This window comes from Stenotrophomonas sp. SPM (assembly GCF_003105135.1).
In the GTDB taxonomy this organism is placed as follows: Bacteria; Pseudomonadota; Gammaproteobacteria; order Xanthomonadales; family Xanthomonadaceae; genus Stenotrophomonas.
In genome coordinates, this window is sequence record NZ_QETL01000114.1 from 1 (window position 1) to 11821 (window position 11821).

Sequence of the window (11821 nt, forward strand, 5' to 3'; positions counted from 1 at the left end):
TGTCGGCCGCATCGCAGGTCGCGGCCTGGGTTCGCCGCAGATCGTCAAGGATTGATCCGCCCGGGCCGGTGCTGCCGGGCCCTGTCACACCGGCCTTACAATGGTCGTTCGAACCACCCTCCATTCTGGCCGTCCCCTGGAGCCTGCAGTCCAATGAATTTCCGTTCCGCCGCCACCGCCCTGGCCGCCACCCTGGTGGTTGGCCTGGCTTCCGCCCAGACGCCGCTGCCGACCCCGGCCACCCCGGCGCCCGCTGCCGCCGCCGCCCCGGCTGTCGTCGCCACGCCGCCGGCCCCGGTGCCCAGCACGTCCAAGGCCTGGATCCTGATGGACTACGCCACCGGCCAGATGCTGGCGGGCGAGAACGTCCATGAACAGCTGGCCCCGGCCAGCATCACCAAGGTGATGACCTCCTATGTGGTCGCCGCCGAGGTCAAGAACGGCAAGGTCCGCGCCGATGACCAGGTGATGATGAGCGAGCGCGCCTGGCGCGAAGGCGGCGCCGGCACCGACGGCAGCTACAGCGGCTTCCCGGTCAACCAGACCGCGCGCCTGGAAGACATGGAAAAGGGAATGGCGATCCAGTCCGGCAACGACGCCGCGATCGCCCTGGCCGAGCACGTGGCCGGCAGCGAGGAAGCCTTTGCTTCGTTGATGAACAGCTACGCCGCCAAGATCGGCATGAAGGACTCGCACTTCGTCAACGCCCACGGCCTGAGCGCCCAGGGCCACCACAGCACCGCCTATGACCTGGCGCTGCTGGGCCGCGCGATGGTGCGTGACTACCCGGAAACCTACGCCTACAACAAGGTGAAGGAATTCCAGGTCGGCAACATCAAGCAGCCCAACCGCAACCTGCTGCTGTGGCGCGATGGCAGCGTGGACGGCATCAAGACCGGCCACACCTCCGAAGCCGGCTACTGCCTGATGAGCTCGGCCCAGCGTGGCGACCAGCGCCTGATCGCCGTGGTGCTGGGTGGTTCTTCGGAAAAGCAGCGCGCCGATGACAGCCTGGCCCTGCTCAACTGGGGCTTCCGCTTCTTCGAAACCCACCGCCTGTACGAGCCGGGCAAGGCCGTGGCCGAGCACAAGGTGTGGAAGGGTGCCACCGACAAGGTGCAGCTGGGCGTGGCCCAGCCGATGCTGGTGAGCGTGCCGCGCGGTCGCTACAACGACCTGAAGCCGAGCATCGATGTGCCCAAGACCCTGGAAGCGCCGTTCACCGCGGGCCAGCAGATCGGCACCGTCAAAGTGACCCTGGATGGCAAGGTCGTCGCCGAAGCCCCGCTGGTGGCCGTGGCCGCCGTCGAACAGGCCGGCTTCTTCAAGCGCCTGTGGGACAGCTTCTGGATGTGGTGGGAATCGGAATGATCCACGCGCCGGCGTGGTGAATGAAAAGGCCGGCGAAAGCCGGCCTTTCTTGTTTCGCGAGGATGCTGGTAGTGCCGTCCGCTGGCCGGCTCCCCATGAACCCATCCGTACATACCGGGAGCCGGCCAGTGGCCGGCACTACCATCAGCCTTAAATCGAGCGGCTGATGGTGAAGCTGCCGAACACCGGGGCTTCGCGCTGGCCGTTGAACTCGCGGGTGCTGTGGTAACGCGCCATCGCGAACTTCCAGCGGCCGCGCATCACCGCGATGCCGTAGCCGCCGTAGGCCACCACGTGGCGCTTGTCGACGCTGTGGCTGTCGCGGAAGGTGTTGCCGTCCAGGGTGATATCGCGGATCACCCAGGCTGCATCGGTGGTGGCGAACAGGTGCCACGACCAGCCGCTGGGCTTGCCGCCGCGGGTCGGCGCGGTGTTTTCACCGGCCGGGCGCAGCGGGGTGCTGCCGAAGTCGTCGGGCAGCTTCCAGCCGAAGCGCACTTCACCACCGAAGTTGGCCTTGGTTTCCAGGTTGCCGATCGAGCCGCCGTAATGGCTGATCGCATCCCAGCCCCAGCCGCCGGCATTGACGCTGGCATCGCCCGGCCAGCGGCGCATGCGCTCGTGGGTGTACATCACCACCGGTTCGTTGTGCAGCTGGTTGTCCCAGCCCTGGAATTTCTCGTCGCCCAGCAGGTCGTGCACCGCGTTCTGCACCTGTTTGCCCTGCGCCCATGGGCCGACCACGCCCAGCGTCAGCAGGGTGGTCTGCAGGCGGTCGCCGCGGCGGGCGTTGTAGCCGAAGCTGGCCACCAGCACGCCGGCATACGGCCGGTCATCCTCGATCAGGTCCTTGCGGGTGAAGTCGGTGGGCGTATAGATGCCCTGGCCGAGGCTGAAGATCATGTTCTGCTGCTCGAACTCACCCGGGTGCAGGCGCTCGAGATGGCGGTTCACCCAGCGGGCCAGGCGCGGCAGGCAGGGGTCATCGGTGTAGTCCACCAAGTTGGGCGAGACCAGGGTCAGCTGGGCGCCGTTGGTATAGCCCTGGTCCTGGTCCTTGGCGCCGAACAGGTCGTTGTCGACGCGGAAATTGACCTGCGGCGGGTGCTCACTCATTGCATCGGATCCGCACAGCGCGGCGGCATGGGCAGTGAGGGGCAGGGCGGCGGCGATCAGTCCGGTAAGCCCCAAGGCGGCGATTGTACGCATGGATGGGATGATTCTCGGCAGGAGAGAAGGAGGAAGCATTTTTATGCAACGGCACGGTACTCCTCCCCGTGTGATGGAACGAGGGTGTGGCGTTCACCGGTGTGTTCCAGCGCCGGGGCTGGCGGGAAGGCTGCCTCTTCCGGGCGCGTTGTGGTCGGATTCGACCTGCTCTATGCTCTGCGCGGGCGCCTGGGGAGGCGCCGCCAGGACCCGGTTACCAACCCTTTCTCAACCATGGATTGTGCTTTGCCGACGGCAGGGCACTGGACGACTGAAATGAACAGATCAAACGTGCTCGACCACGCGCTGGCGTGTGTGCTGGTGGGCGTCAGTCTCGCTGCTGTCAGCGCCCCGGCGTCTGCCGGTCTGCGTGATGCTTTCGGCGGAGGTCGCGCCTCGGCGCAGGATCAAAGCAAAAAAGGACAGGCCGAAATTCCGGTGTGCGCCAAGCCGCTGGGCACCATTGCAGTGATCGAGCCGGAAGATTCGGTCAACTGGTGGACCGGCCAGCAATTGCCGGCGCCGTCCAAGCTCATCAAGGTCTTTGTCAATAAATCCAGGTGCTTCACGCTGGTCGACCGCGGCGTGGGCATGTCTGCGGCGCAGTCCGAACGCGCGTTGGCCGCTGAGGGGCAGCTGCGTGGTCGTTCCAATATCGGCAAGGGCCAGATCCGTGCTGCTGACTACGTACTGGTTCCGGACTTGATCTCGCAGAACAGCAACGCGAGCGGCAATGCGGTGGGCGGCCTGATTGGCGGTCTCATCGGCGGCAACGCCGGCAAAATTGCCAGCGGTCTGAACCTGCGCAGCAAGACCGCCGATGTGACCCTGACCCTGACCGATGTGCGCTCGTCCGAGCAGGTTGCGCTGGCCGAGGGCAATTCCAAGAAGACTGATCTGGGCTGGGGCGCCAGTGGTGGCCTGTTTACCGGCGGTGGCCTCGGAGCAATGGGCCTGGGTGGTTACACCAACACCGAAATCGGCCAGGTCATCACCCTGGCCTACCTGCAGGCCTATACGAACCTGGTCGGCGAGCTTGGTGGTCTGTCCGGCAACCCTGCCGCGTCCAATGTCGCCCAGGCCGTGACCATGCTCAAGCCCGGCCGCCTGCTTGCCAATGCCAAGGGCACCGGCGCACCCGTGCGCGCGCTTGAGCCGGGCATGCTGCTGTATCCCACCGGTGTGAAGGAAGGCTCCATGTGGGAAGTGGAAGACGAAATGGGCAACAAAGGCTGGGTCAATTCCACCCTGATGGAACTGGCCAAGTAAGCACCGGGCCCGCTGGCCCAGCGGCCAGCGGGTCGGCCCCGTCCACTGGTGCGGGTGGGCCGGGCTCTTCAGGGCGGGGACTGCAACCCAGCAGTCCGCCGGTGCGCGCTCTGGCTTTGATGAATACTCTTGGGTTTGTCGCCCTGCGGCCCGATAATGGGTCCATGGAAATCAAGTCCGACAACCCCGAACACGGCTTCCAGTTCCCCGGTCAGTTCGAGCTCAGTGCCATGGGCCCGGCCAACCGTGGCCTGGAGCAGGAGCTTCCCAGCCTGCTGAGTGCTGCAGGCGTCGATGTGGTGAACGAGCGCATCAGCTGGAAGCATTCATCCAACGGCAAGTACGTCTCGGTGCGCCTGGTATTCCGGGCCGAGAACCGCGAGCAGTACGACGTGGCCCACCAGGCCCTGCGCGACCACCCGGAAGTGAAGTGGACGGTGTAGCCACCCACTGCGCGGCCGAACCTGCCCCCGGGCAGCGTCCGGCCCGTCCTGCGGTGGTGCGCGACCTCGGCCGCCAGGCCTATGAACCGGTCTGGCGCGCCATGCAGCGCTTCACCGACCAGCGTACCGACGACGACGCCGACGAATTGTGGGTGGTCGAACACGATCCGGTGTTCACCCTCGGCCAGGCCGGCAAGGTCGAACACGTGCTGGCGCCGGGCGATATCCCGGTGCTGCACGTCGACCGCGGTGGCCAGGTGACCTACCACGGCCCCGGCCAGATCGTGGTCTACCCGCTGCTGCGCCTGCCGCGGCTGGGCATCGGTGTGCGCGACTATGTCTGCCGCATCGAACAGGCCCTCATCGACACCCTCGGCGAATGGAACATCGGTGCCGAGCGCCGTGATGGTGCGCCGGGCGTCTATGTGGGCGATGCGAAGATCGCCGCCCTCGGCATCCGCGTCCGCCGCGGTTGCACCTTCCACGGCCTGGCCTTCAATGTGTCGATGGACCTGGAACCCTTCCACCGCATCAACCCCTGTGGCTATCAGGGGCTGCAGGTGACCTCGGTGGTAGACTTGGGAGGCCCGTCCGGGATGGACGCCGTCAAGCCGGTGCTGCTGGACCATCTGGCCCGCCAGTTTGGCCTTCTGCTGCAGCCCACGCCCGAACTGCCCGATCTTTCTGCGGCCGCCTGACCGCCCCCCGGAACTGCCATGACTGAGACCACCGCCCGCACCATTCCCCTGCAGATCGTGCAGGCCGAGCTTCCGTCCGCCGCGCCGCTGCAGGTGGGCGTCAAGCAGATGGGCGGGGACAAGATCAACCGTTCGCCGGTGCAGTTCGCCGACGCACCGGTGCTGCGCAAGCCGTCCTGGATCCGCGTGCGCATTCCTTCGGGCAACGCCGTGCAGAACCTGAAGGCCAAGCTGCGCGAGAACCGCCTGGTGACCGTGTGCGAGGAAGCCAGCTGCCCGAACATCCACGAGTGTTTCAGCCACGGCACCGCCACCTTCATGATCCTGGGTGAGGTCTGCACCCGTCGCTGTTCGTTCTGCGACGTGGCCCACGGCCGTCCCAAGCCGCCGGATGCCAATGAGCCGGCCACCCTCGGCCAGACCGTGGCCGACATGGGCCTGAAGTACGTGGTGGTGACCAGCGTCGACCGCGATGACCTGCGCGACGGCGGTGCCCAGCACTTCGTCGACTGCATCACCGCCATCCGAGAGAAGTCGCCGGGCACCCGCATCGAAGTGCTGACCCCGGACTTCCGTGGCAAGGGCCGCATGGAGCGCGCGCTGGAGATCCTGGCGCAGAACCCGCCGGACGTGTTCAACCACAACATCGAAACCGTACCGGACCTGTACCGCAATGTGCGCCCGGGTGCGGATTACCAGTGGTCGCTGACCCTGCTGAAGAACTTCAAGGCGCAGCACCCGTCGGTGCCGACCAAGAGCGGCATCATGCTGGGCCTGGGCGAGGAGTTCGAGCAGATCAAGGCCACCATGCGCGACCTGCGCGCGCACGACGTGGACATGATCACCATCGGCCAGTACCTGCAGCCGACCGCGCACCACCACCCGGTGCTGAAGTACTGGACCCCCGAGGACTACAAGGCGCTGGAAGACTACGGCTACGAGCTGGGCTTCAGCCACGTGGCCTCCGGCCCGATGGTGCGCTCGTCGTACCACGCCGACGTCCAGGCCAAGGGCGCCGGCGTCCGGTAAGCGGTTGCGCGATGCGCGCTACCGCTTCCCACGATGCGCTGTGCACATCGTGGGCCCCGGCTTACCACCACCCACACCCCCGCCGCTTCGCAGCCGCCCCCTGACTCAGGGGGCTCTCCACCCGATGCCATCGGCAATCTGACAGCCGGTGTCCCGGGGGACGCTTCCCGGCCATTCACAATTTGCTACACCGGCCCCGCTAGGCTGGATTTCCACCGAACGCGGCCGGGTGACAAACACGGCAACTTTCGGCACTGTCGTGGTGTCTGAACACCCTGCAGTCTCCCCCTTGGCAAGGCGCCTTCGAGCACGTCCATGAAATTCAAAGCCCCCGCATTCCTGATGGCCCTGGCGCTGGTCGCGCCGTTGGCGCTGGCGGCCAAGGCCGACTCGCCGGCGCTGCCGGCGGCCGCGACCGCCGACCAGGTCACCACCTCCAAGCTGGTCTACGGCCTGCTGTCCGACAGCCGCTACGCCTACCGGCCGCGCGCGCTGGACGAGGCGACCTCCAAGGACGTGTTCAAGCGCTACCTGGAAACCCTCGACGGCGGCAAGCAGTACTTCACCCAGGCCGACGTGACCCGTTTCGCGCCGTTCCAGGCCGGCATCGCCAACGCCATCCGTGGCGGCGAGCTGGAGCCTGCCTTTGAAGTGTTCGCCGTCTACAAGCAGCGCGTCGGCGAGCGCGTCGGTTACGCACGCAAGCTGCTGAAGCAGGAACCGGACTTCACCGCCGACGAGCGCTTCGAATACGACCGCAAGGACGTGCCGTGGGCGGCCAGCAACGCCGAGCTCGATGAGCTGTGGCGCAAGTCGGTGAAGAACGATTGGCTGCGCCTGAAGCTGGCCGGCAAGAAGTCCGACGACATCCGCAAGACCCTGGACAAGCGTTACGCCACGCTGGAAAAGAGCGTCAACGAGCTGAAGGGCGAGGATGTCTTCCAGTTCTTCATGAACGCCTACACCAGCGCCGTCGACCCGCATACCGACTACTTCACCCCGCGCACCGCCGAGAACTTCAACCAGGCGATGTCGCTGTCGCTGGAAGGCATCGGCGCGCAGCTGCAGCGCCAGGACGACATGGTGGTGATCCGCGAGATCATTGCCGGTGGTCCGGCCGCCGTGGACGGCACCCTCAAGCCGGGCGACCGCATCGTCGGCGTCGGCCAGGGCAAGTCCGGGCCGGTGGACGATGTGATCGGCTGGCGCATCGATGACGTGGTGGCCAAGATCCGTGGCGCCAAGGACACCCAGGTCCGCCTGGAGTTCATCTCCGCCGAGGACGGCGTGGACGGCAAGCACCACACCCTGCTGCTGACCCGTCAGAAGGTGCGCTTGGCCGAACAGGCCGCCAAGGGCGAAACCATGACCATCCCGGGCAAGGATGGCCAGCCCGAGCGCAAGGTGGGCGTGATCAAGCTGCCGACCTTCTACCAGGATTTCGAAGGCCGCCGCCGCAACGCTGCCGACTACGCCTCGGCGACCCGCGACGTCACCAAGCTGCTGGCTGGCTTCAAGGCCGACAAGCTGGACGGCGTGGTGCTGGACCTGCGCAACAACGGCGGTGGTTCGCTGGATGAAGCCATCGAACTGACCGGCCTGTTCATCGAACAGGGCCCGGTAGTGCAGGTGCGCGAATCCGGTGGCCGCGTCACCGTCAACAGCGACCGCAACCAGGGTGTTGCCTGGGACGGCCCGCTGGCCGTGCTGATCAACCGTGGCTCGGCCTCGGCGTCGGAGATCTTCGCCGGTGCCATACAGGATTACGGCCGTGGCCTGGTCATCGGTGAAACCAGCTTCGGCAAGGGCACCGTGCAGAACATCGTCGACCTGGACCGCTGGCCGAGTGGCGAGACCCAGCGCTTTGGCCAGGTGAAGCTGACCATCGCCCAGTTCTTCCGCATCAGCGGCAGCAGCACCCAGCACAAGGGCGTGGTGCCGGACCTGGCCTTCCCGGCCAGCGTCGATGCGACCGAATTCGGCGAAAGCACCTACGACAACGCGCTGCCGTGGACCCGCATCGCTGCCGTGCCGCACACCCAGTACGGCAACTTCGCGCCGCTGCTGCCGAAGCTGGAAACGCGCCACGAAGCCCGTATCGCCACCGACAGGGAATTCCAGTGGTGGAACGAGGACGTGCAGCAGTTCCGCACCGAGGCAGCGAAGAAGTATGTCTCGCTCAACGAAGCCACCCGTCTGGCCGAGCGTGAGCGCCAGGACAAGCAGCGCAAGGACCGCCAGGTCATCCGCAAGGAACTGGGCCTGGCCTTGGACCCGCTGGCCGATGACAGCAGCGATGACGGCCTGACCGGCAACGAGCGCGACATCGTCAAGGATGCCGCCCGCGAGAAGGCCGCCGAGAAGCGCCCGGACCCGCTGCTGCGTGAATCGGCCTCGATCCTGTCTGATGCGGTGAACCTGCTGGAAACCGACCGCCCGCTGTCGGCCCAGGTGTTGCCGCAGTCCACCGGCGCCGGCCGCTGGGCCGACTGACCCGCCGCTGACGTGAAGTACCCCACGGGGCCGGCACTGCCGGCCCCGTTTGTTTTTCCGGTAGCGCCGGGCCATGCCCGGCGGGCGTCGATGAACCGGGAGCAACGGGGGCGGGGGCTTCGACCTGGCGCACACGGCCCCGGGTCTACCCTTGGGGCTTCCGTTCTCGCAGGAGTACCCATGCGGGCCTCCCGTCTTTCGCTGTCCCTGCTGGCCGTGGCCAGCACCCTGGTCCTGGCCGGTTGCGGTGGCCGTGCTGCCGACAACAGCCTGCTGCGCGAATCCTTCGATTCGGGCGACACTTTCTCGCGCACTGTCGACGGCCGCCCGGCCGAGGCATGTGAGGCGGCACGCCGCACCCTGCTCAGTCAGGGCTATGCGATCGCGCGTGCCGACGATGGGCAGGTGGAAGGCAACAAGAACTTCCAGGTACGCGAGGACGACCATGAGCAGCTGGTGCTGCGCATTTCCTGCGCGCCCCGTGGCAGCGAGCAGGCGCTGGTGTTCGTCAGCGCCGTGCAGGACCGCTATGCGCTGAAGAAGAGCCCGACCTCGGCCAGCGTCGGCGTGGGTGCGCTGGGCTCGGTGTCGCTGCCGTTCGGCAGCAACGACGATTCGCTGGTGAAAGTTGCCAGCAGCACGATCACTGATTCCGACTTCTACCGCCGCTTCTTCGACCGCCTGCACCAGTATCTGCCGGCGGCCGCAGCGGCGAAGCCGACGCCGACGCCTATGCCCGCCCCGCAACCGGCGGCGGTGCAGGAGCCGGCACCGGCGGCTGTGCCTGCCCCTGCGCCCGCGGCGCCGGCCACCCCCAGACCTGACGAGCCAGTCCCGCAACCCGCGGCCGAACAGGGCTGACGATGAGGGTCAGGGCGCTGGGGTTGGCCCTGCTGCTGGGCTGGCCCGTGCTTGGCAGCGCCTCCACCGGCGCGTGCGCGCAGGGCCTGCTGCAGCGGCTGGGCTGGCGCTTCGAAACTGCCACGATTGAAGCGCCGAGCATCCACGGCGGACCGGTCTGCACGCGCGCGTCGCTGCAGGCCGCGCAGCAGGCCGGCGACCTGCAGGTGCGCTGGCCGGCGTCGATGACGGACGACGCGCGGCAGGACCTGTTGCAGCGTCTGCTCGACGACCCGGCCACGCTCTGCGCCTACACCTTCGAGCTGGGCGCAGCGGCGCAACGCGCGGCGCAGGCGCTGCAGGACAACCCCGGGTTCCGCTTCAGCGGCCTGCAGCTGGGCTGGATCGGTTTCGGCGCACGCGGCGCGCCTGCGCAGGGCTGGCAGAACACCCGCAGCTTCGGACGTGGCTACACGCCGCTGACCGGCAACAGCCGCGCGCTGGATGCGTTCTACACCGGCAGCGTGCGCGCCGAATGTGGCGTGGGCCGCCAGGTCGCACAGCTGGCCACCCAGCGTGAGCTGTACGGCGATGCCGCCTTCGATGCCGAATTCGCGCCCGGTGAGTTGTCGATCGGCACCCTGCTGGGCCTGCACGACACCGACAGCATCCTGCTCGGCACGCGAGCCGGTGAGTTCTTCGCTGATGGCAAGGCGGTGCGCACCGCAGCGATGGGGCGCACCGCCTTTCTCGGCGTGCCCGGTTTCATTGAACACGTGGGCGACGTCGCCACGCTGGACGACCTGAGCAACCAGGCCGAGAATTTCATCGTCGTCGACGTGGGCGCAGACGCGGCGCAGGCGCTGGCCACGCACGGCGGGCTGGCCTGGTACGACCAGCGCAACGCCGAGATCTGGACGCTTGCGCAGGGCATTCCGCGGCTCGGCCGCCGTTACTTCGAACGCCTGTTGTACGAACGCGACCCCAGCCTGCGCGCGCAGCTGCAACCGCGTTTCCAGGCCACGCTGGCGCGGATGGACCAGCTGCTGGACGATCCGTTCTACCAGCAGTTCGTGATCTATGTGCACCCACGCGGTATACGTCCCATCGGTTACCACATCATCCGCCTGCTCGACCGCAACCCACGCACGTCGTTTTCCATCGACCTGGCGTTGCACAATCTGCATACCACGCTCTTTCGGCGTTGGCGCGAGGCGCAGCTGCGCCACTGCGCGGCGACCGGCCGGCCAGGCAGCCTGACCCTAGACTCCAACTGAAGGTGAAACAATGGACATTGCAATGATCGGCCTCGGCCGCATGGGCGCCAACATGGCCCAACGCCTGCATCGCGGCGGCCACCGCGTGGTCGGCTACGACCCGGGCGAAGGTGCCCGCCAGCGCGCCGCCGAGGCCGGCCTGGAGGTCGTCGATTCGCTGGCCGCGGCGGTTGCCGCGCTGCCGGTGCCGCGCGTGGTGTGGCTGATGGTGCCGGCCGGCGAGACCGTCGACCAGACCCTGGGCCAGCTGACCCCGCACCTGGCTGAGGGTGACATCGTCATCGACGGCGGCAACTCCAACTACCAGGACTCGATCCGCCGCGCCAAGGCGCTGGCCGAGGATGACCTGGGCTACGTCGACTGCGGCACCAGCGGTGGCGTCTGGGGTCTGCAGGAAGGCTACAGCCTGATGGTCGGTGGCGAAGCATCGGTGGTCGAACAGGTCGCGCCGCTGCTGCGCACCCTGGCACCGGCAGAAGACCGCGGCTGGGGCCGTGTCGGCCCGTCCGGCGCCGGCCACTTCACCAAGATGGTCCACAACGGCATCGAGTACGGAATGATGCAGGCCTATGCCGAAGGCTTCGCGCTGATGGAGCGCAAGCAGGAGATGGAACTGGACCTGGCCCAGGTGGCCGAAGTCTGGCGCCACGGCAGCGTGGTGCGTTCGTGGCTGCTGGACCTGAGCACCGAAGCACTCAAGCGCAATCCGTCGCTGGATGGCATCGCCCCGTACGTCGAGGATTCCGGCGAAGGCCGCTGGACCGTCGCCGAAGCGATTGCCCTGGACGTGCCCGCACCGGTGATCACCCTGTCGCTGCTGGAACGCCTGCGCTCGCGCGAATCCAATTCGTTCACCGACCGCCTGCTCTCGGCGATGCGCAACGAATTCGGCGGCCACGCGATCAAGAAGTCGTAAGCCCCGCAACGGGAGGCCGCGGAAACACATTCCGATCGATACCACGTCATCCACGCATGGCGTGGCTCTACCGTGTCGACCAAGGTCGACACCTACCAGATCCGATCCCGTGCCGACCAACGGTCGGCACCCACCAACAGCACCCACCAAAAGCACCCACCATCAGCAGCAGGTTCCAACAGCCTGCAGGAAACTGTCGAAGGCGGGGTGGGTCCGGTTGAGGGGGTGTGAGCGGCATGGATGCCGCGACCAAGCCCCCATGGATGGGTTTACGGG

Annotated in this window: 10 protein-coding genes; 9 read left to right on the forward strand and 1 reads right to left on the reverse strand. The window is 67.1% G+C overall.

What is annotated here, in order from left to right; all coding sequences use genetic code 11:
• Positions 1–153: 153 nt before the first annotated feature.
• Entirely contained in the window at positions 154–1371 is a 1218-nt protein-coding gene (locus DCO49_RS17330) for a D-alanyl-D-alanine carboxypeptidase family protein (protein ID WP_116865054.1), read from the forward strand.
• Between the two features lie 150 nt (positions 1372–1521).
• On the opposite strand, the gene DCO49_RS17335 is transcribed toward DCO49_RS17330, so the two are convergent.
• Positions 1522–2580, reverse strand: coding sequence for a lipid A deacylase LpxR family protein (locus DCO49_RS17335; RefSeq protein ID WP_116865055.1), 1059 nt, complete (start codon positions 2578–2580; stop codon positions 1522–1524).
• 276 nt (positions 2581–2856) lie between these two features.
• On the opposite strand from DCO49_RS17335, the gene DCO49_RS17340 reads away from it, so the two are divergent.
• The 8 genes from DCO49_RS17340 (at position 2857) to gnd (ending at position 11545) form a co-directional block, all read left to right on the forward strand.
• Positions 2857–3849, forward strand: a complete 993-nt coding sequence (locus tag DCO49_RS17340; RefSeq protein ID WP_116865056.1) for a CsgG/HfaB family protein — start codon at positions 2857–2859, stop codon at positions 3847–3849.
• 164 nt (positions 3850–4013) lie between these two features.
• Positions 4014–4292 (forward strand): DUF493 family protein, encoded by a 279-nt coding sequence (locus tag DCO49_RS17345; RefSeq protein ID WP_116865057.1) that lies wholly within the window; start codon positions 4014–4016, stop codon positions 4290–4292.
• Positions 4280–4990, forward strand: coding sequence for a lipoyl(octanoyl) transferase LipB (gene lipB / locus DCO49_RS17350; protein WP_116865058.1), 711 nt, complete (start codon positions 4280–4282; stop codon positions 4988–4990). The genes DCO49_RS17345 and lipB overlap by 13 nt, the downstream gene beginning before the upstream one ends.
• A gap of 18 nt (positions 4991–5008) precedes the next feature.
• The gene (lipA, locus tag DCO49_RS17355; RefSeq protein ID WP_116865059.1) at positions 5009–6019 is read left to right on the forward strand and encodes a lipoyl synthase; all 1011 of its coding nucleotides are present in this window, start codon (positions 5009–5011) and stop codon (positions 6017–6019) included.
• Positions 6020–6334: 315 nt separating this feature from the next.
• Positions 6335–8512 (forward strand): carboxy terminal-processing peptidase, encoded by a 2178-nt coding sequence (locus tag DCO49_RS17360; protein ID WP_116865060.1) that lies wholly within the window; start codon positions 6335–6337, stop codon positions 8510–8512.
• 180 nt (positions 8513–8692) lie between these two features.
• Positions 8693–9373: a DUF2242 domain-containing protein gene (locus tag DCO49_RS17365; protein ID WP_116865061.1), complete on the forward strand. Its 681-nt coding sequence runs from the start codon at positions 8693–8695 to the stop codon at positions 9371–9373.
• 2 nt (positions 9374–9375) lie between these two features.
• On the forward strand, positions 9376–10629 hold the full coding sequence (locus tag DCO49_RS17370; protein ID WP_116865062.1) for a hypothetical protein: 1254 nt from the start codon (positions 9376–9378) through the stop codon (positions 10627–10629).
• 10 nt (positions 10630–10639) lie between these two features.
• The gene (gene gnd / locus DCO49_RS17375; protein WP_108747384.1) at positions 10640–11545 is read left to right on the forward strand and encodes a phosphogluconate dehydrogenase (NAD(+)-dependent, decarboxylating); all 906 of its coding nucleotides are present in this window, start codon (positions 10640–10642) and stop codon (positions 11543–11545) included.
• Positions 11546–11821: the final 276 nt, after the last annotated feature.